The following is a 20,168-nucleotide window of genomic DNA, read 5'->3' on the forward strand; positions in this document are numbered from 1 at the left end:
ACAAGCCCGATCACCACAGCAAGCCCGATCACCACAAGTAGGGTGTTCGCCCTTAACTGACGGACTCGCCGCCAACCAAGGGTGCTCAGGCGGCCCAAGCCCCCTGTATGACGTTTTGTCAGCCGATCTGTATCTAACGCGCGCCCTGCTCCCGCCCTACCATCAGGTGCATCCAACCTGCGCAACGACGCGCTCAACCTACAGGAGTTAACCCATGCCCGAACTGTCGAGCCTGCTGGCGTATGGTCTGATTTCCCTTGGCATGGTGCTGACGCCCGGGCCGAACATGATCTACCTGATTTCGCGCTCGATCTGCCAGGGGCCGCTGGCCGGGTTGATTTCACTGGGCGGCGTGGCGCTGGGTTTCGTCGTGTATATGCTGTGTGCGGCGCTGGGGATTACCGCGTTGCTGATGGCAGTGCCGTATGCGTATGACGCACTCCGGCTCGGCGGTGCGCTTTACCTGTTGTACCTGGCCTGGCAAGCGGTCAAGCCCGGCGGGCGCTCGGCGTTTCATGTGCGCGACTTGCCCAGGGACGGCCCACGCAAGCTGTTCATGATGGGCTTTGTGACCAACCTGTTGAATCCGAAAGTCGCGGTGATGTATCTGTCATTGCTGCCCCAGTTCATCTCCCCCACTGGCCACGGCAGCGTGCTGACACAATCCATCGTGCTGGGGTTTACCCAGATCATGATCAGTGTGAGCGTGAATGCGGTGATCGCCATCATGGCCGGTTCCATCGCGACGTTCCTGGCGGCCAAGCCGGTATGGCAACTGGTGCAGCGCTGGCTGATGGGGACGGTGCTGGCTGGCCTGGCGGTGCGCATGGTTTTTGATGCGCGGCGTTGAAGACGGGCCTTGAGGGCACTGTGGTGAGCGGGCTTGCCCCGCGTTGGGCTGTGCAGCAGCCCCAAAACCAGACGCTGTGCGCTATCGGGTATACCGCATTTGTCTTCATTGGGGGTGCTTCGCACCCCAGCGCGGGGCAAGCCCGCTCACCACAGATTACCGGTGGCCCATTCTTTCTTGGTCAATGCTTGCGCAGCGCCTCCAGCCGTGCGGGCAGGTCTTCCTCGGGAAAGCGCGCGTGCAACGCCAGCAATTTTTCATCCGCGGCTTTGCTTTCACCCGCTTCACGCAAGCGCACGATCGACTGTAACTCTTGCTCCAGCGACGGCAATGCTGACGGCGCGCGCTTGCTGAGCCTGGCGCTCGATTCATCTGCCAGCGCACCTGCCATCTCAGCCTGAACCGGCGCACGTTCAGCCTTGGGCGCGGCGGCGATGCGCGCCATCGGCGCCGGTGCGGACAACGCTTGCGGCGCCGGGCGGGCGGTTTCCTCGTGCATGGCGGAGAAGGTCGCCGTGGAGATTTCAGGTTGCGGCACGGGCGAGCGCGTGACCACGCCGATCATCAGCGCCAAGCCGGCCACGGTGGCGAATGCCATTTGCCAGCGCGGGCGTTGGCAGGCGTGCAGCCAGCGTTGCCACAGGCTCGGTTGCGGTGCCGGGGCTTCGCGGCGGGCGGCGTCGAGGATGAAGGCGTCGAGGGACGCGGGCGGCTCGCCGCTGCTGTGTTGACGGTAGTGCTGGATCAGCACGTCGTCGGTGTCGGGCGTATGTCGGGAGTCGGTCATGCAAGTATCTCCTCGGCCAGCAGGCGGCGCAGTTTCTGCTGGGCGTAACGCAGGCGGCTTTTGACGGTTTCCAGCGGGGCTTGGGTGAGGGCGGCGATTTGCGGCACGTCGAGGTCGCCGTGCAGGCGCAGCAGGAAGACTTCGCGCTGGTCTTCAGGCAAGTCTTGCAGGGCAGCGTCGAGGCGCGCCTGGTCGCGGCTCAGGCTCAGCTGTTGCTCGGGGCCGGCGCTGTCGTCGGCCTGGGCGTGCAGTTGCTCATCGTAGCTGTCGTGCAAGGGGTTATGGATGCCGTGCTTGCGCCAGTGGTCGATCAGGCGGTTGCGGGCGATCTGGAACAGCCATGTACGAAAACTCGCCCGGCCTTGTGGCTGGGTGTTGCTGCGGATCAGGCTGAGCCAGGTCTCCTGGTAGATTTCCTCGGCCAGTTCGGCCTTGTTGCTCAGGGACACGAGGAAGCGGTAGAGGCCTTGGCGATGCCGCGCGTACAAGGCTTCGAACGCGGCGGCGTCACCGGCGCGGTAACGGGCCAGCAGCGATTCGTCGCTGGATGGATCATCTGGAACAGCCATGCAGGGGGCGAACTCCTTTTATAAATTTAACGCTGTTCAAGTGTGGGAGGGGCAAGCCCCCTCCCACATTTGATCAGTGTCCTGTTTGAGATCAGGGTTTCAGGCTTTGGGCCAGTTCCACCAGTTGCACGAACTCGTTGCGCAGACCAAAGGGGTCATCGCCCCGGGCCGAGCGGGCCAGTGCGGCGGTGTCCTTCAAACTCATGCTGCCAGTGTAGCGGCCATCGCCCTTGAGCTGTTGGGCGAAGGCGGCCACCGCCGCCGAGAAGCGCAGGTCGTCGCTGGCCTGGGTGGTTTCGTGGCGGATGGGCCGTTCGATCAAGCGGCTATCACCGCCCGTAGCGGGCTTGTAGCGCACGCGCAGCATCGCCAGTTCATCGGATTTACCTTCGGCCGCAGGCGCAGTGGCGTAGCGCAATGGCTCCAACCAGCCCTTCTGGCCCTTCGGCACAATTTCATACAGCGCGGTCACGGTATGCCCTGCGCCGATCTCACCGGCATCGACTTTGTCGTTGTTGAAATCCTCACGCTTGAGGGCGCGATTTTCATAGCCCAGCAGTCGATACTCGCTGACCTGTGCCGGGTTGAATTCCACCTGCACTTTCACATCCCGCGCGACCACCGCCAGGGTTGAACTGAGCTGGTCCACCAGCACCTTGCGGGCTTCGCGCAGGTTGTCGATATAGGCGTAATTGCCATCGCCGGCATCGGCCAGTTGTTCCATCAGGTGTTCGTTGTAGTTATCCACACCGAAGCCCAGGGTGGTCAGGGACACCCCGCTTTTACGCTGCCGGGCGGCCATTTGCTTGAGGCTGTCGAAGTCGCTGACGCCCACATTGAAGTCACCGTCGGTGGCCAGCAGGATGCGGTTGATGCCCTTGTCGATAAAGCCTTCGCGGGCCATCTGGTAGGCCAGTTCGATACCGGATGCGCCTGCCGTGGAACCGCCGGCGGTGAGTTGATCGATGGCATTGCGAATCCTGGCCTTGTCGCGACCCGACGTAGGCTTGAGCACCACGCGGGACTCACCGGCATACACCACCAATGAAACCCGGTCCTGATCACGCAACTGGTCCACGAGCAATTTCAGGGTGCTTTGCACCAGCGGCAAGCCTTCGCGGCGGTCCATGGAGCCGGACACATCCACCAGGAACACCAGGTTGGCCGGCGCCAGGTCCGCCACAGCGCGGTCGGACGCCTTGAGGCCGATGCGCAACAGTTGGGTATGCGGGTTCCACGGCGTGGCGGCGACTTCGGTGGTCACGCCAAACGGTGAACCGTCGGTGGGTAAGGCGTAGTTGTAGGGGAAGTAGTTGACCATTTCCTCCAGTCGCACAGCGCCTTCGGGCGGCAGGCTGCCTTGGTTGAGGAAGCGTCTCACGTTGGCGTAGCTGCCTGTGTCGACATCCACACTGAAGGTGGACACCGGCGTCTCGGCCACGCGATGCACCGGGTTGTCCGGCAGGTTGGCGTATTGCTCGCGGGGTTCGCTGCGGTAATCCATCGCCGCTGATTCCTGCATGCGCATTGGGGCGGGCATTGCCATGCGCTTGACCAAGGCGCCCTGGGGCGACGCGCGTTGCAGCTCGGCAACGGGCTCGGCCGGTTTGGCCAACTCAGGGGACGAAGACAGCCCACACCCGGCCAGCGCCACCACCAGGGTGACGACAAAGCCTTGGGCAGCAGGACGCAGGAAGAGCAGAGGACGGGACATGGGCTGAACCTCGTGAATGAATGATCCGTTCACAAGGTCAGACGCAAGGTGCGGGGTGTTCGGGTTAACTCTTATTCAAATAACACAGACATTCAAATGTGGGAGGGGGCTTGCCCCCGATAGCGGTGGGTCAGTCAAACATGTACTGACTGATCTATCGCTATCGGGGGCAAGCCCCCTCCCACATTTGAACCGAGGCGATGAACTCAGTCCGTGCCGTACTTCGGGTTGCGCGGGCCGTACAGGATCCCCGCGCGTTGGCCCGGCGACAGCAGGCGTGCACTGGTGATGCCGGCAATCGGGTGCGCCGCATCGGTGGAGCTGTTGATCACCTGCTTGACCGCCGCGGTGATCAGCATGCCCACCAGGCCGCCGCTGTTGTTGTTGCCTTCCTCGCTGGAGGCACGCGCCGAACCGGTCCACAGGGTGGTACCGGTGCGCAGGTCCACCAGTTTGGCCGAGGCCGTCACGGCGGTGTCGCTGGAGATCAGCATGTACTTGGTGCCGTACTCGCTGACAGTGATGTACAGCGCCGCGTCCGCGCCGAAGATGTCATGCAGCTTGGCCGGTGGCACGCCCTGGATATCGTTGGCGGTGGTCAGGCCGTTCTGGCGGAAGGTTTCGTCCACCAGGGCAATCGGCAGCACGTAGTAGCCGGCTTCGGCCAGCGGGTAGGTCACTTGCGAGACCAGGCTGTACGAGGCCTGCACTTCCGGCGACTCGTTGATCGGCGGCAGTACCAGGATCGACTTGGGCCGCGCCTGTTTGTACGCGGTGTAGTCAATGGTCTTGGGCGCTGCGCAACCGCCGAGCAAAGCCAGGGCCAGCAGGGCGCCGGTGAGTTTTAGCAGGCTCATTTGGTGGCCACTCCGGTCTTGGCGTTTTTCAACAGGAAGTCCATGTACGAGGCAGACTCGGGGAACAGCGCCTTCTCGGTGCGGAACTCCTGCACCATCTGGTCATCCTTGCCCATGCTCAGGTACAGCATGCCCAGGTGCGCGTGGTAGCCCGGCGGCGCCTTGCGGCCGCTGGCGTTGATCTTTTGCAGATCACGCTCCAACGCCTCGACCTGCGCTTCCTTGGGCTCGCCCTTGAAGTACTCGTAAACCTGCGGCTGGTAGCTTTCCCATTGATACAGGGGCTGGGGCGCCGTGTGGCACCCGGCGACCGCCGCGATTGCTGTCAGCATCAGCGCCAACTTCACTGCCTTGCTCATCCGTGTACTGCTCCTTGAAGTGCGGTTGATCAGTTGCGCGGATTCCAGGCGCCGGCGTTGATGCCGTCGACCAGGCGGTTGATGGCTTCGCGCATGGCCAGGTCGAGGACCTTGCCATTGAGGGTGGAGTCGTAGCTGGCGGTACCGCCGAAGCCGACCACTTCACGGTTGGACAGCGCGTATTCACCGGCGCCCTGGGTGGAATACACCACTTCGGAGGTGCTGATGTTGACGATGTTCAGTGCGACCTTGGCGTAGGCCACCTGGGTTTTGCCACGGCCGAGGATGCCGAACAACTGGCGGTCGCCGGTCTCTTTGCGACCGAACTCGGTCACGTCGCCGGTCACCACGTAGTCAGCGCCCTTGAGCTTCTGCGCGGTGCCCTTGATCGCGGCTTCCTGGGAGATTTCACCCATGTTGTCGCGGTCCAGCACACTGAAGCGGTTGGTCTGCTGCAGGTGGGTAATCAGGATGGTCTTGGCCTGGCCACCGAGGCGGTCGACGCCGTCGGAGAAGATGCCGCGCATGTAGCTGGAGCGGTTGTCGAACTTGCCCACGGCGATGGGCACGCGCACGCCGGAATAGGCGACGTTGGCGCTGGCGACCTGTTCCACCGGCATGGCGCGGTTGCTCTCCGTGGCGCAACCGGCCACGGTCAACAGCGCTGCGGCGGTGAGGCCGGACAGCAGGATTTTGGACAGTGTGTTCACGGGGTGCTCCTAAATGGGGGGAATCGGGTATGGCAGCTGACGCTAGCGAGACGGAATATCGCGCAGGTCGTCGACGATGTAGTCGCTTAGCCCACTAGTGAAATACCGCTCGACACTGGAGTTACCGCTGTTGGTTACAACGCCGGCAAGGGTCCTCCATTGTTGCGGCTGGCCTCGCCAGTTGCTGGGCTCCAGGCTGGGGCGGTTCTGGGCGAAGTGCAGCACCTCGGCACCGGCTTTCTTGACCTTGACCTTGTAGCCAAAATCGATGCTTTGCAGGATGGTGCCGTCGTCAATCAACAGGTTCGAAAACCCACCATTGGAGTCGATGATATGGCGCACATAGACGACGTCGACATCCAACAAATAATCGGCGCTGTCTTTACTGGTTGCGTAACGCTTGGCTTTGAGCAAGCGGTTTACCAGATCGACGCCGAGCTCCTGGCGAACTTTGTCATCCGACATGAAGTGCTTACTCTTGCCCTTCACGTCAACGTTGAAGGTGTCGAGCCAGTAAGTAGCAGTCTTCGGAATCGTGACCGGTGCCGGCGAGATGTAGTACTCCGGCTTGGAGGCGCAGCCCGCCAGTAGGCAGACGCAGAGGAATACGGCAAACGCGCGCATGTCTGAATTCATCCCTGAAAAGTATCGTGCTTTAAACAATCGCGGCATTTTACGGAGTTGAGAGCGCTTCTCAAGGTGTTTCGTCGGATGCCGTGCGGTGACGCACATTCCCTCAAGTTATGGGGATACGGGTCGAGACAGTAACTTGGCTTGCTCACTTATAGGGACATTGCGTGCTTAACACTCTGCTTCGGGCTACGGCCCTGATCGCTGCGCTGTCGATGACCGGCTGCGTTTCCTACACCGTCACCGGCCCCATCGCCGCCCCGCTCCACCCGGTCGCTGTCAGCAGCCCGCGCAGTGCACAAATCGCCGATGTGACGGTGAGCGCCGCCGACGTCAACGAAGCCAACAAGGCCGCCATCAGCAGCTCCCTGACGGCCCAGATCACCCAGTACGTGCGCACAGGGGGTTACTTCAAGCAGGTCACCGAGTATCCGGTGCGCCTGGGCGAGCAGGACGTGACGCTCAAATTCAACATGACCGCCCTCAAGGGCCATCGCGCGCCACACCCGGCGTACGTACCCGGCGCGCTGCTGACGCTGACCATCTGGATCTGGGTCAACGGCCCGATCTACGTGGACAGCTTCGAGGTGGCCGGCGACCTGGTGATCGTCGACCGCAACGGCAAGGAACTGGCCAAGGCCAAGGATTCGATCAAATTCGAACACAACGTCGGGCTTTACAGCGGCCAATACTGGGCACCGTCGATGGGCGGCCAACAGCTGACCAAACTGGTCGGGCAACTGCTCGACACCGCCACCGCCAAACTGGCCAAACCGTAATTTCAAGGAGTGATGCATGAAAGGATTGATCAAACACAGCCTGGCACTCGCCGCCGTCCTGCTGACTGGCTGCGTGTCTTACTCGCAGCACGAGTTGCCCGCCGTACAGACCTGGCCACCGACCGCCAACGCGCCGGCGCAAAAGCCCACGGCGTACGTGCACACCACCGCGCAGAACCACGTCAACGGCGGCCCGGGCAACGCGGCAGTCGGCGCCCCGGTGGCGCTGTGGGAAAAGGCCGTGGCCGATTCGTTTCGCCAGTCCAACCGTTTCTCGCGGGTGAGCACTGACAAGGTCGACTCGGATATCTACGTCGATGCCACGCTGCACAACAACGAACAGTTCAGCATGGCCTCGGCGATCATCACCGGCGCGACGTTCTTCATCATCCCGAGCACAGCGAAAAACACCTTCACCCTGGAGACAGTGTTCAAGGACAAGGATGGCAAGGAGCTGGGCCGCGTCAAAAAGAGCGAATCAGTGCGCACCTGGATGCACCTGGTACTGATCGTGGGCATCCCGTTCCAGGCAGACACGCGGGAAGTGGTCGAGGCGCTGACGCGCAGTACGCTGGATGAAGCGGTGCAGCGCAAGTTGCTGTAACCCCGCCCCTGTAGGAGCGAGCTTGCTCGCGAAAAACCGGAGAACACCGCAGGCATTCAACATGCCCGCGGTATCGTTGCCAGCCTCAGCTCACTTGATCAGGTCAGGTCGAGTGGTCTTGAGCATCGCTGCGCTCACCGCCCCCTGAACCGAACAGGTGATCATGCCTTTGCTGGTCTTGGCCAGGTCACCGGGTGCGGGCTCGACCATCAAGATGCGTTCGGCCGTATCGGTGACCAGCTTGCCCGCGTTGTCATCGCCGCCTTCCGGCACCCAGGCTGATTGCTTGTGCGACCAGATCTGCGCACGCGCGTAGATACCGTTGGCTTTCTCCAACGCCGTACCCGGTACTTTACTCAGCTGTGCGTAAAGCGCGTCGGGCGCCTGCTCGGTGTAGAAACCCCAGTTGATGATGCGCGAACCCATCAGGTCCTGGTCTTCGGCGAAAAAGCCGGTCAAGGTCATACCGTCAAGCGTCAGCGGCGTGTCGAACATCCAGCGCTGGCCCATATCGGACTTTGTGCCGCCGCTGAGCGTGATCTTGCCGTTCTCCAGCTTATGGGCAACACGCTCCTTGAGCCCTGCCTGGCTTACCACCGCCAGGGAGTTCTGGTCGCAGGCGAGAAAACTTTGCAGGGCAGGCGCCGCGGCGAAGCTGCTGGTGCAGGTCGCCAATGCAGTGAGTGAGATAAACAGACGATGCAGTTTCATTGACAGCTTCCTTGGGTCCAAATAATGGGTGGGTGGGAGCAAGTTTGCTTCTGCAGTAACGGGATAAAACGGTTAACACGCATACAGGGCTTTGAGCATCATGCCGTTGGCATCAACTCACGGTGTTTTATTGGATGTGATCAATCGCAGGCTGAACGCCAACCCGTCCTGAGTTAAACCGGGCGGCCCGTCCAGGCCGCCCTGCTCAGGAATTGATGACAATCGTCCTGGCCAACATATCGCCCAAGCGACGACGCAGGCCGAACAGTACAAAAAGACCGTCCAGCACACTGAACACCATCTTCGGAACATTGCGCAGGAACGACTGGAACAGCGTGCAGTTCGTGGGGTACGGGTAACCCACCACGGCCGTGCGGCACACCCGCTTGCCCAGGCTCTGGCCATTGGGCAAGGCATCGCAAAACAAGTAGTACCCGAAGGCTGAAAACCACAGCACATAGTGGAGACCATCAAACAATGCCGGGCCTCCTGCCGAGCCCAGATAGAAATAGGCATAGTCCAGGTTTCTGTTCAAAAACAGCAGGAAAAATACCACCGCCATATCGATCAGATAGCCGAGCAACCGTCTGAACGGGCTGGCGATGTCCCAGGTTTGCGTAGCCGATACCGAATCGTTCATGACGTATTTATCCCCTACCGTTGTCATAAATATCCGCAAGGCTGCGAACGCTCGTCAGGTTGCCGGTCTGAACCACGATGGTCTTGGCGAACATATCGCCCAGGCGCGTTCTGGACTCCATGAATATCCACACCCAATCGATCACCACCAGCGCTCCGGAATTGCGGGTTAACGCCTGGGAAACCGTGCAGCTTTTGCGAGTTTTACGGTCGACGACGGCGATGCTCAACAAACGCTTACCCAGGCTCTGGCCGTTGGGCAACGCATCGGCCAGCAGGAAGTAGGCGAAGGCTGCAAAAAACGCCGAGAGAAAACCAGCCTTGGGCGTCACGGCCGGCACGTAGGCAGACAATGCACCGGCGCAGAATTTGACGATGAAAAAGATCAGGACTGCGATGGCGCAGTCGATAAGTCGCGCGGCCAGGCGCCGGCCGATGCTGGCCAGGATCGTCGGGCGTTTGGCGGTGTGGTTTGCGTCCATGCGGTATTGCTCCAGACTTATGGCGTTGGTGTGTGTTTCGGCTGGGCGCAAATCGGCTCCCAGCCTCTCAATGGTATTGCTGTGCTGCCCGCTGGCCGGGAGTACCTGCGCCAGCGATGCTCGAAAGGCTCATGGGAAAGTCGTCCCGATGCGCCCCCGCTCACTCGAGAACCAGATGCCGGTGACCTTGCCCACCACATCCTCAACCGCGACCTGGCCCATGAAGCGGCTGTCGTTGCTGTTGTAGCGGTTGTCACCCAGCAGGTACACGTGGCCCGGTTCGACTTTTACCGGCGCAAGCGTCAGTGACTCGGGGCTTTGGACCCGGTCCACCGGGGCGTGAAACAAGCCGAGGTTTTCGCCGTTGCGGATCAACTCGCCATTCACGATGGCCAACGTATCGCCGCCGATGCCCGCCACACGCTTGATTGCTTCGGTGCCATTCCAGCGGTACACCACGATATCGCCGACCTCGGGCGCACCGGCCTTGAGGTCGGACACAATGTAATCGCCGACCGACACCGTGGGTGCCATCGAGCCCGTCGGCACAAAGTACGTTTTAAAGCCCAGCAACGGCACCCGAAGCACGTCCAGCAGAACCAAGGTGATCACGATCAGCACGCCCACGTAGAGCGCATGGAACCGTTTACGCGGTATACCCTGCGGGCCGGTGTAGCGGCGTGCCAAAACAGCAGAGGTTATTGCCGAGGCCAGCTTCACCGTAATGACGAAGCCCAAGAGTACATACAGCCCGACCGGTGTTGCGATCAGCCCGCAAAGGCCCATCAGGATAACGCCGGCGTACAACAGTGCCGCGACACAGACGCCCCATTTGATGCGATCGACGTACACCAGGCCCCAGCCAGCCACCAGGCAGGACATGAGGAAGGCTTGGAGGGAGAGTTTTACGGGTTTCATTGATCGTCCTTGATAAGGTCAGCGCGGGCAGCGCACATACTACTGCCTGGCTCGTCAATCCACGCAACCTTTGGCGGCTATCAACTGGCTAAGCATGAGGTTTGAAAAGTCTTCAGATAAGACCTCTGCATCATTCAGCCCAGGATCAATTTCTACAACTGACCAATAGGGAGAATTCTCAGAACTTCCATCACGCACGTGTGTTTGGGGAAATAGTGGTCAGACCACCATTAATGTAACCGTGTTCTGCCCGGCAGGCTGTTGTGCCCATGCCGGCGCGCTGTAAGAAACATCTTCCGAGTCACGCCAAACTCCATTCGCAAAGCTCACTGGCCGCTGTGGGTAACAAACCAACAGCCCTTCGACGAACTGACAAAAGGACAAGTCAAGTCGCGTTATCCAACGCATATTGTCGATTTCCAAAAATCGCCAGTTGTCTCCGCTGTCAAAACCGAAAGCAGTCCCGACACTATCCCAGCCGAACAGCCACACCTCGCCCTTCGCGCCCGCTTCATAGGGCCCGTCTTTATAAATTCCATCATCACCGAAGTAGTCAGCCTTAGCAGAAAGCAGCATCGGTTGAATCGTCAAAAGCGGCAGCGCGCGGTCGTCCTCCTTGATTTCACCGTGCCCCCCGTTCCTGTATAAAAGCAAAGTACTCGTCGGGAGCCGCCGGCCACTGCTGCCGCATCACACTTATTTCACCTGAAGAAACAGGCGTCAGCCGCTCTAATAGCGCACATCCCAGCGCATTAAAGACTTCTAATTTTTCGTACATGTTCACGGTAGCCTCGGGGTTACTGCGGAAACGCTTTCAGCTACCCGCTTGAGTGCTCCTTATTGCTCCGCACGCCAATCGACATAACCTTTCACCTCAATCAGTTGATTAAGGATGAAGCTTGAGAAGTTATCGGCCAGCACCCTCACCTCATCGATCTCCGAATCAATCTCCACTATCGACCAATTATTGCCTGCATCAAAAGCATATAACACACCATCTGAAGTACCCGCAAAAACATACATCCGACTATAGGCATCCACCTCACATCCGGCGACTGAGGCGTATTTATCTGGACCATCTTCGATATAAAGCGCGCTGTCTAAATCGCCAAATCCAAAGACACCTAGAAACGCTAGATAGTCAGAGGGAACGCCGTCGCGGTCCGCCGCATCGACCCCACTCAATATAGCTTCACGATCAGTCAGGCGACTCCCGAAATCACCCTCATATAGTTCAGCGGAGGTGATATGGTTTATGAGATCACGAATTTCAAGTGTGTTTTCCATTATCATTTCCCAAATATTTTATCTGCAGGACCTTGAGCTCTGTGGATGCCGCCCTGATGTTCCAATCCGCGCAACGCAGGCGTAATGTTCCACCACTCAGATTTTCCACCAAACTTGTTTTCTATCACGTGATGGGCATCATAATATCGAAATTTTGTCTCCCCATTACTGGCGGTGTAGCTCTCTTTCGGCCAGCTTTGACCAGTATTTTTCTCCCATTCCTGACGCAAAACAGGTACTTTTTTCCTGAAGTCGGCCCGATTCAAATCAACAGCCTCTTTGGAAAGCCGAGAATAGGTATTTTCCCTCAGGTCAGCCTTCAACAGTTCCATTTGCTGCGGTGTAAATTGCCGCCCTGTTAAAGTCTGAATATCCGATAGGTAAGCTCTGGCATCTTTAGCTAACTGAGTACTCAGCAGGCCGGTTGCAGCCTCAGCCTTCTCAGCAGCAGTTGCGGCCCCCGTAACCGCGCCCTTGGGTACTGAAGTCAACCCGCCCTTGAGGCCGTATGCACTGGCAAATGCTACCGTAATGGCATGCATCCACATTACGTTATCATACTGTTCCTCGACTTCCGCCCGCGTCTTGTCCGAGCCTTTTGCCAAGTTGTTTATCGTGATATCGCGAAGAATGCTATCGGCGTCCAAACCCCGGAGAACGGCTTCCGCATTCGCCGCATCAACACGGTAAACATCTTTATAAAGTAAGTTGTACGCGACATTTTCCCCATATCCAGCGAGGGCTTTCTGAGCAGGGGCAATCAAGTTGCCGCACGCTGTACTGGATAAATTCCCGGCAGTGCACGCTCCCCGAATCGCTTCGTCTCGACTTTTATCGATAACGTCTATGTAGGCGAGTTCGTCCTGTTCATCTTCAGTGATGGTGCCCAGCATTTGCTTGCGTGAAAGCACAAACTTACGGGTCGCTTCCGGCACGCTGAGATAGTTATTCTCAACCGCATTCCTCCCAACCTGAGCCGCTGCCACCGCATCCAGTGCGCCCTTGCCGGACAACGATCCTGAAAGGCCACCCGCCAAAGTCGCGAGGCTGGAGATCGTCTGCTTTTGCGCCTGGGTCAGGTTCTCGTTACTGACATCGCCATACAGGTTCTCTTTGATCAGACGTGCGGTTTCCTCTGCCGCCACAGCACCGGCTGCACCAGCGAGTGCTGAGTTACCGCCAGCCTTGGCGAGCACAGCACCCAGTACCGCATGGGCCATCAGATTGGCTGTAGGGTCGCCCTTGGTCCTGTCCCTGATTGTTTCTGCCAGATATGGCGCCGCCGCCCCCGCCAACGCCCCACCTACGCTGCCACCCATCGCCGCTTGCACCACGGCAGTCACCGCCTGGCTGGCCTTCTGGAAGCTGCTGCCAACGCCATAATCCTGCTGGGCACGCTGGCTGATCTGAGCCTGTGTCGGATTGGCGATACCCTCATCAATCAACTTCAGGCGCGTGGCTTTGTTGACGTCACTGTTAGGGTCGTCAGCGGCCCTGATCCTGGCCGCAGCAATCGCGTCGCCAATGCCCTTGGTCAGCTCCATCGAGCTTTTGATCAGGTCCATGCGTTCCTGCATGGCCTTTTCATCAGGCTTGTCGAGACGCTGGTTGGCGTTGGCGGTGTCGCGGTTCAGGCCGACCAGGTCACCCGCGCCTTCAGGGTTGCGCACCACGATCGTGCCTTCGCTGACGGCACTGCGCGTGTAGCTGTGGTCCGAATCGTTCAGCGACATTCCATACAAGGCACCCGGCGTGAGGGTAGTCGCGCCGCCGCTGTAGGAACCGGAGACGCTGACGCCGGCCGATTGGCTCTTGATCTCGCTCTTATTCTTGATGTCGCTGACAAGCAGTCGGTCGGTGAGCAGCAGGTTTTTGTCGGCCGTGGCTTCACTGGCAATCACCGCACCTTGCAGGGTGGTGTTTTTGGCCACATCGATGGTGTAGCCACCCTTACCGGCAAAGAAGCCGCTCTGGTCGGTCACCGCCTGGTAGTCGCTGTTCATCTTCGACGCCGCCAGGTTCGCGGACGCGGTTACTGGGGAGCCATAACAGATCGGCGGAATGCAGATGCTCGCACCGAAGCCCGCACTGTTCTGCTTGCTCTTGGACGTTTCGGTGTCTTGGCGCGACAGGATGTTGAGGTTGCCGCCGATGTTGGCATCGATACGGTCAGCGCGTACCTGCGCGCCGATCAGGCTGGTGTCCTGGCCGCTGCGCAGCACCAGCGAGCCGGTGTCCAGAGTGGTGTTGACCTGGGTAACCGAGCCACCCGAGCCAAGGTTTTTGGCGGTTTGTGCACCGAGGTCGATGGTGAAACCGTTTTGCTCGCCTATGTTGAAGCTGGCACCGATAGCGGTCCTGTTGCGTGAACCGTCGTTTTTGCGGTCGGTGGTGTTCTGTGCGCTTTGCATCAGGATGTTGTTTTTCGCGGACAGCAACGTGCTGTCGGCTTTCAACGTACTGCCGGTAATCGTCAAGTCACCCACAGTGCCCGGCGCATCGCCCGCGGCGATGATCGACAGTTTGCCCCCGGCGTTGAGGTTGCTCTGGTGAGCGGTCTGCGCCGTGTATTCGCTGCTGCTTTTGGTACGGGTGTTGGCCAGTTCGGTACCGATCTTGATCAGCGACCCGTTGCCAGCAGAGCCACCGGTCTTGTCCTTGAAGCCGGTACTTTGTTTAGCGAGATCGCCCGCCTGGTTATTCAGGTTGTACATCGACAGCGCCGCCTGGGCGATCTTCACGGCCTTGAGGCGCGGATCGTCGGAGCTGCGCGCCGCCTCGGCTGCGTCGCGGATGCTGTTGGCGGTGTCGACCACGGTGCCCGCAATCACTCGCCCAACCGCCAAGCTTCTTGAGCTGTCCTTACTGGTCTGACTGGCAGTCTCCATCCCTGAAGTAACGGTGACATTCGCCCCACCCAACTCCATGTTCTTGGTGCTCACCAGATCACTGGCCACCACCTTCAACTCACGCCCCGCCGTCAACGACACATTGCCCGCACTCGAACCAATGGTGCTGCCAGTCAAGGTCATTTCATTGGCCGTACCGTTGTGCTTCGAGCTGTTGATGTACAGCTTCTGGTTACCGGTCATGTCATCCAGACCGAGCTTGTTGCCGGTCAGCACGCCGGTGAGGTCGCGATTTTTTTCCTTGTGCATGTCGGTGCGGGCGAAGGTGTTCTGCGCCGCGTCGATGGTCAGGTCGCGGCCGGCCTGGACGGCGAGGTCGCCGGTGCTGACCAGGGACGAGCCGGTGACCGTGGCATCGCGTTTGGCGGCGACCGTGACGGTTTCGCCGGAGACCATGCTGCCCAGGGCGGTGGTGCGTTTTTCGTCGACTTTGTCCTGGACTTTGCTCGACTTGAGGCCGCCCCAGCTGCTTTTGCTTTCCTTGCGTTCGTGGCGGGCGCTGTCGGCGTTGCTGACGGCGAGGATGTTCACGTCCTGGCCGGCGACCAGTTGGGTGGCGCCTTTTTCGGCAGTGACGGCACTGCCGGCCAGCAGCAGGTCTGCACCGGCGACGACGGTGCTGTTCGTCCCCGCGCTGACCAGGCTGCCAACGTTGTTCACCACATCGGTTTCATCCAGGCGGAATTTTTTGCCCTGGGAGGTTTTCTTGGTCTTGCTGTAGAAGCTGTAGTCCTGGTCTTGCGCGGCTTTGAGCTCGAGGTTTTTACCCGAGACCAGGTAAGCCTCGTTGTCGGCATTGACCTGGCTGGCGACCAGTTGCAGGTTCTGCCCGGCGCTCAGGGTGGCGTCGCCGCCGGCCTTGATCACGCTGGACACTTGCTGCACGTGGTCTTCGATGCTCTTGACCTTTTTCGTGTTGGTCGTGGAGTGTTGCTCATTGGCTGCCGCGATGGCGTTGAGGTCGCGGGTGGCAATCAGGTTGACGTCGCGTTTGGCATTGATCTGGCTGGCCACGGCGCTGATGTCGCGCCCGCCAATCACATGCAGGTCGCGGCCGGCCTCGACCACCGAGCCTTGCTGGGCGATGGTGGTGAAGCTGGAGCGGTTGCCGATGGCGCCGCTGTCGAGGCTTTTCGAGGCGGTGATGTTGACGTCACCCACGGCTTTGACCGTGGTGTCGGCACCGCTCTTGAGCACGCCGCCGACGTTGTTGATGTTGCCGCCAGCCTGCATGGCCAGATCGTTGGCCGATTCGATGCGCGCGGCGCTGTCGACGAAGTCGCTGCGTTCGGTGCGGTAGCTGCTGGCGCTTTCGTGGGTGGTGACGCTGCGTTCGTTGAGCAGGTCGGCGCCGGCGGCGAGGTTGACGTTGCCCGCGCTGATCACACCGCCTGCGCGGTTGGTCAGGTTGTTGCCGCTGAGCAGGTCGAGGCGACCACCGGCTTCCATCAACCCACTGTTGGTGAGGTTGCCGCCGACGTTCGCCAGCAGGTTGCCGGTGGCGCGCAAGGTGCCGGCGTTGTTGAGGTGGCTGCCGGTGATCAGGTTGACGTCGGTGCCGGAAATCAATGCACCGTTGGGTGCCAGGCGGTTATTCGCCTGGGCCAGGTACAGCACCGGCACCAGCACTTGTTGCCCGGCGACGGTGGCGTTTTCCAGCCACACGATGTCGTGGGTCAGGGCGGCGACTTGTTCGGCGGTGAGGCTCACGCCTACGGACAAATTCAGGGCGCTTTTGCTGCTGATGGCGTTGTCCATCAGGTGCTTGAACAGGTCGGCGTCGCTGGTCTGGCCATCGATGAAGCGCTGGCCGGTGCGGGCGAGCACGGCTTGCTGGATCAGGCGTTGTTCATAGAAGCCATCGCCCAGGCGACGTTGCGCGGTGTCGGGGTCGTAGCCGAGCTTGGTCAGCATGTAGTCCGAGCTCATGAACTGGCGCATGTCGGTGAGCAGCGGGTTGGTTTCGATCAGGTACTTGTGTGGGTTGGCCGCGAACTGGCTGGTGGGCAGGCCTTTGGCGCCATCGCTGTCGTTGAGGTGGAACAGGCCGTTCTGGCCGGTGGGCAGGTCGAAGCCGGGCAGGCCCAGCGGGTTGACCTGCTGCTGGGCAACGTCCGGTGGCAGTTGCGCGTTGAGGCTGACCAGGGTCGAGTAGCCCGGCGCCTTGGTGTTGGCGCCGCTGCCGACGTAGGTGTAGCCACCTTGCACGACGCTGTTGTCGATGCCGGCCTGGGCCTTCACATCCACCGCGCCACCGGCCTGGATGACGGCGGCGTAGCTCTGGTCGGGCACCATCAGCTGGGTGGTCTTGCGCAGCTTGTCCTTCTCGCCCTCCATCTTGCCAATGAACGACGCCAGGCCGGCTTCGACGCCGGTCATGTCCTGGCCTGCCGAATAGCGTTGAGTGAAGGCCGCGGCTTCACGGTACCAGCCTCCGGGCTTGCGCTCGCGGGCTGAGGTAAAGACGCGGTCATACTGGGTATCGTGGGTCACGACGCCGACGTTGGTGAGTTGGTTGACGATGGCCGTGAGGTTGCCGCCGGCGGCGATGCTACTGCTGCTGTTGAGCAGCTCGCCGCCGGTGAGCAGCATGTTGCCGCCCGAGGTAATGCTGGACGCTGCCGTGGCATCGCTGACGATGAAGTGATCACGCTGGGTAATCTGGAACGGCCGGTTCTGCTTGCCGCCTTCACAGTCGCCACCGGTCACCCCGTCGATACAGGCGATGGGCGTGATGGAGGCGCTGTAGATGCCGGACTCGGTGGTGAGCACAGTACGGATGTTCTGGAGCGTGCTGGCCGCCAGGATCAGGTTGCGCTCACTCTCGATCGTCCCCGAGCTGTTGATGATGCTGGTGGCCAGGCCGCCCTGGCCGTCGCGGTCGACACGCAGGTTGCCCATGGCGTAGATCGCGGCGCCGAGGTTTTTCAGGCGGTCGACCTTGAGGTTCATGTCGCCGCCGCTGAAGATCAGGCCGTGGTCGTTGAGCAGGTTGTCCACCGAAAGATCCAGGCTGCCCTGGCTGGCGACGCTGCCGCCCACGGTCCAGTCCTTGCCGCTGCCGACCAGGGCGCGGGTGCCGAGCAGTTTGCCGGTGGCGGTCTGTTGCAGGTTATCGACGTTGACGGTCAGGCGCCCGGCCTGGATCGCGGTGCTGTTGGTCCAGTTGGCTTTATCGAGGATCAGGTCGCCATTGGTCACCAGGCTGCCGCCGACATCGTCGAGGCTGATGCCGCTGAGGTCGAGTGCACCCGTGCCCACGTGCAATACCTTGCCGCCGGTGTTCTGGAAGCGGGTGGCGGCGAGGCTCAATTGGTCGTTGGCGGTCTCGAGGCTACCGCTGTTGTTGAGCAGGCCGCCGATGGCGTAGCGGGTCTTGCCGGTGGTGCCGAGGGCGCGCATCTGGCCGCTGTTGGTGAGGCTGGCAGTGTCGACGTCGAGGGCGGTGGCGCTCTCGATCAGGCCACGGTTAACCAGGGCCCCGGCCAGGCTGACGTCGATCCGGTTGCCGGCGATCTCGCCGCCGTTATCCACATTCATACCGGTCAGGTGCACGCGATCCCGAGCAAACAGCGCGCCGCTGCCGTTATTGAAATCCGTGGCGTCGATCTGCGCATCACCGGCTTTGGCGGCGATGCGGCCACCGTCGTTGTCGAGGGTGCCGGCGGTGAGGGTCACGCCGGACTTTTCACTGTGGATCAGGCCGTTGCCGCCGTTTTGCAGCAGGCCGCTGGTGGTCAGGGTCAGGCCATCGTTGGCGGCCAGGGTGCCGTTGTTGCGGTTGTCGATGCTGTTGGCGAACAGGGTCAGCAAACCTTGGCTGGCGAGCTTGCCTCCCTGGTTGTCAACGTGGGCGGCGCGCTGGATCAGCAACGGGCCGGCACTCGCCAGCTTGCCGTTGCGATTGATCAGGTCGCCGATCAGGTCCAGGGTGATTGCGCCGCCACCGGTGAGGCTGCCGGCGCTGTTGTCCAGGGTATCGCCGTGCAGGGTGAAGGCACCGGTGCTGTCGATGATGCCGCCCTGGCTGTTGTCCAGCAGGCCGCTGACGGTGAGGGTCTGCGTGCCGTCGCTGAGCAGGCGACCGTTGTTGCGGTTGTCGACGCTGGCGGCGGTGACGTTCAGTACCTGCCTGGCGTTCATGGTACCGCCCTGGTTGTCCAGGGTATTGGCGGTGGCGCCGAGCTCGCGATTGGCGATCACCGTGCCGGTATTGCTGATGTGCCGGGCCTCGAGCTTGACGTCGCCGACGGTGTTGCGCGTGTTATCGGCGTTGACCCCGGCCTCGACGATGCCGCTGTTGGTCAGTTGGCCGTTGCTGGTCAGTGTGATGCTGTCGCGGGCGGCGAGGGTCTTGCTGTTTTTCAGGGTGCCCTTGGTCTGTGCCTTGAGGGTGGTGCCCGCGTACACGGCGCCTTTGGTCTCCAGGCTCGCGGCCTTGATGTCCACCGCACCGCTGGCGGCGGCCTGGGCCATGCTCAGGTGGCCGTTGGCGTCGAGCTGAATATCGCCACCACTGGCAGCGAGCGTGCCGTCGAGCTTCACACCCACGCCGGCTTCGGTGCCCACCAGTTTGATCGCACCGGCATACATGCCGCCCAGGGCCGACGAGTCGATGGCCAGTTCCGGCTTGGTGCTGCCGTCGTCGGCGCGCGCGGTGGTTTTCAGGCTTTGGGCGTCGACGTCATTGCGTCCGGCAATCACGGTGAGCTGGCGCGCATTGATCTTGGCGTTGATCTTGGCCGAACGGGTAATGATCTCGAAGCGGTCGACGTTGCTGGCGTTCAAGCCCTGGCCGTCGATGGTCACCGCACCGCCGTCCACCTGGTAGCGGTCCAGGCGCCCGGCCTGGTCAAGAATCGGCTTGCCGGTGGTCAGGGTGACGTTGGGGGTATTGATAAAGCCGCAACCGTTACAGCTCACCCCATACGGGTTGGCCACGATGACCTTGGCGGACTGCCCCGCCACTTCGGTGTAGCCGCGCAACTGGCTGGGGCTGCCGCCGTTGACTTCGTTGAGGATGACATTCGCAGCGCCGCCCTTGAGGTTCGGGTTGCCGACGATGATCCCGCCCAGCTGCGTGCTCTGCACCATCCCCGTGGCGTTGTTGAGGATCACGCCGTTGGGACCGACGTTATAGTCCTTGAACTGGTTATGGGACAGCCCGCTGCCATTGGGCGTGGCGATGTTCACCACCGGCACGCCGTTGCCCGCCTGCCCGAGGGTAGTGCCGGGGCCGCTGACCACAATGCCCTCGGCCTGGGCCAGCAGCGGCTGCCAGAACAGCGCGTTGGCCAGGATCAGGGCCAGGCCGCGTTGGCTCAGGCTTTTCAGGGCAGTAACAGGGCGAACGTCCATATTCA

The 20,168-nt window shown here is 61.0% G+C and carries 18 protein-coding genes; 3 read left to right on the forward strand and 15 right to left on the reverse strand.

Annotated elements, in window-relative coordinates:
- Positions 1 to 214: 214 nt before the first annotated feature.
- Positions 215 to 850 (forward strand): LysE family translocator, encoded by a 636-nt coding sequence (locus tag FX984_RS31940; protein WP_027607878.1) that lies wholly within the window; start codon positions 215 to 217, stop codon positions 848 to 850.
- Between the two features lie 181 nt (positions 851 to 1,031).
- On the opposite strand, the gene FX984_RS31945 is transcribed toward FX984_RS31940, so the two are convergent.
- The 7 genes from FX984_RS31945 to FX984_RS31975 all read right to left on the reverse strand — a co-directional run bounded on the left by FX984_RS31945 (position 1,032) and on the right by FX984_RS31975 (position 6,470).
- Entirely contained in the window at positions 1,032 to 1,637 is a 606-nt protein-coding gene (locus FX984_RS31945) for a hypothetical protein (protein ID WP_108573718.1), read from the reverse strand.
- Positions 1,634 to 2,206: an RNA polymerase sigma factor gene (locus tag FX984_RS31950; protein WP_146476774.1), complete on the reverse strand. Its 573-nt coding sequence runs from the start codon at positions 2,204 to 2,206 to the stop codon at positions 1,634 to 1,636. The genes FX984_RS31945 and FX984_RS31950 overlap by 4 nt, the downstream gene beginning before the upstream one ends.
- Before the next feature lie 91 nt (positions 2,207 to 2,297).
- Positions 2,298 to 3,920 carry a vWA domain-containing protein gene (locus FX984_RS31955; RefSeq protein ID WP_146476773.1) on the reverse strand — a complete coding sequence of 541 codons (1,623 nt, stop codon included), beginning with the start codon at positions 3,918 to 3,920 and terminating at the stop codon, positions 2,298 to 2,300.
- Between the two features lie 206 nt (positions 3,921 to 4,126).
- A complete protein-coding gene (locus tag FX984_RS31960) occupies positions 4,127 to 4,777 on the reverse strand; it encodes a DUF799 domain-containing protein (RefSeq protein WP_027608085.1) in 651 nt (216 codons plus the stop codon).
- The gene (locus FX984_RS31965) at positions 4,774 to 5,136 is read right to left on the reverse strand and encodes a DUF4810 domain-containing protein (RefSeq protein WP_027608086.1); all 363 of its coding nucleotides are present in this window, start codon (positions 5,134 to 5,136) and stop codon (positions 4,774 to 4,776) included. Before FX984_RS31965 ends, FX984_RS31960 begins: the two co-directional genes overlap by 4 nt.
- A 29-nt stretch (positions 5,137 to 5,165) precedes the next feature.
- Positions 5,166 to 5,846 (reverse strand): CsgG/HfaB family protein, encoded by a 681-nt coding sequence (locus tag FX984_RS31970; protein ID WP_027608087.1) that lies wholly within the window; start codon positions 5,844 to 5,846, stop codon positions 5,166 to 5,168.
- A 42-nt stretch (positions 5,847 to 5,888) separates the two neighbouring features.
- A complete protein-coding gene (locus tag FX984_RS31975; RefSeq protein WP_027608088.1) occupies positions 5,889 to 6,470 on the reverse strand; it encodes a hypothetical protein in 582 nt (193 codons plus the stop codon).
- 173 nt (positions 6,471 to 6,643) lie between these two features.
- Here FX984_RS31975 and FX984_RS31980 point away from each other — a divergent pair, with 173 nt between their 5' ends.
- Both FX984_RS31980 and FX984_RS31985 read left to right on the forward strand, forming a co-directional pair.
- Positions 6,644 to 7,255 (forward strand): hypothetical protein, encoded by a 612-nt coding sequence (locus tag FX984_RS31980; protein WP_027608089.1) that lies wholly within the window; start codon positions 6,644 to 6,646, stop codon positions 7,253 to 7,255.
- 16 nt (positions 7,256 to 7,271) lie between these two features.
- Positions 7,272 to 7,859 (forward strand): hypothetical protein, encoded by a 588-nt coding sequence (locus tag FX984_RS31985; protein WP_027608090.1) that lies wholly within the window; start codon positions 7,272 to 7,274, stop codon positions 7,857 to 7,859.
- Positions 7,860 to 7,949: 90 nt separating this feature from the next.
- Here the strand turns inward: FX984_RS31985 and FX984_RS31990 are convergent, their stop codons facing one another.
- From FX984_RS31990 to FX984_RS32020, 8 genes are all read right to left on the reverse strand, one after another.
- Positions 7,950 to 8,570, reverse strand: a complete 621-nt coding sequence (locus FX984_RS31990) for a hypothetical protein (RefSeq protein WP_146476772.1) — start codon at positions 8,568 to 8,570, stop codon at positions 7,950 to 7,952.
- A 205-nt stretch (positions 8,571 to 8,775) separates the two neighbouring features.
- Complete coding sequence (locus tag FX984_RS31995; protein WP_027608092.1) at positions 8,776 to 9,210, reverse strand: RDD family protein; 435 nt, start codon at positions 9,208 to 9,210, stop codon at positions 8,776 to 8,778.
- A gap of 7 nt (positions 9,211 to 9,217) precedes the next feature.
- The gene (locus FX984_RS32000; RefSeq protein ID WP_051429414.1) at positions 9,218 to 9,691 is read right to left on the reverse strand and encodes an RDD family protein; all 474 of its coding nucleotides are present in this window, start codon (positions 9,689 to 9,691) and stop codon (positions 9,218 to 9,220) included.
- A 129-nt stretch (positions 9,692 to 9,820) separates the two neighbouring features.
- Positions 9,821 to 10,609: a signal peptidase I gene (gene lepB / locus FX984_RS32005; protein WP_027608093.1), complete on the reverse strand. Its 789-nt coding sequence runs from the start codon at positions 10,607 to 10,609 to the stop codon at positions 9,821 to 9,823.
- A 219-nt stretch (positions 10,610 to 10,828) separates the two neighbouring features.
- Entirely contained in the window at positions 10,829 to 11,185 is a 357-nt protein-coding gene (locus tag FX984_RS32010) for a hypothetical protein (RefSeq protein ID WP_133822112.1), read from the reverse strand.
- A 46-nt stretch (positions 11,186 to 11,231) separates the two neighbouring features.
- Positions 11,232 to 11,393 carry a hypothetical protein gene (locus FX984_RS32575; protein ID WP_190329714.1) on the reverse strand — a complete coding sequence of 54 codons (162 nt, stop codon included), beginning with the start codon at positions 11,391 to 11,393 and terminating at the stop codon, positions 11,232 to 11,234.
- Positions 11,394 to 11,446: 53 nt separating this feature from the next.
- Complete coding sequence (locus tag FX984_RS32015; RefSeq protein WP_027608095.1) at positions 11,447 to 11,896, reverse strand: SMI1/KNR4 family protein; 450 nt, start codon at positions 11,894 to 11,896, stop codon at positions 11,447 to 11,449.
- 2 nt (positions 11,897 to 11,898) lie between these two features.
- The gene (locus tag FX984_RS32020) at positions 11,899 to 20,163 is read right to left on the reverse strand and encodes a two-partner secretion domain-containing protein (protein ID WP_223841684.1); all 8,265 of its coding nucleotides are present in this window, start codon (positions 20,161 to 20,163) and stop codon (positions 11,899 to 11,901) included.
- Between the last annotated feature and the right edge of the window lie 5 nt (positions 20,164 to 20,168).

Source organism: Pseudomonas marginalis (genome assembly GCF_008692035.1).
Classification (GTDB): Bacteria; Pseudomonadota; Gammaproteobacteria; order Pseudomonadales; family Pseudomonadaceae; genus Aquipseudomonas; species Aquipseudomonas marginalis.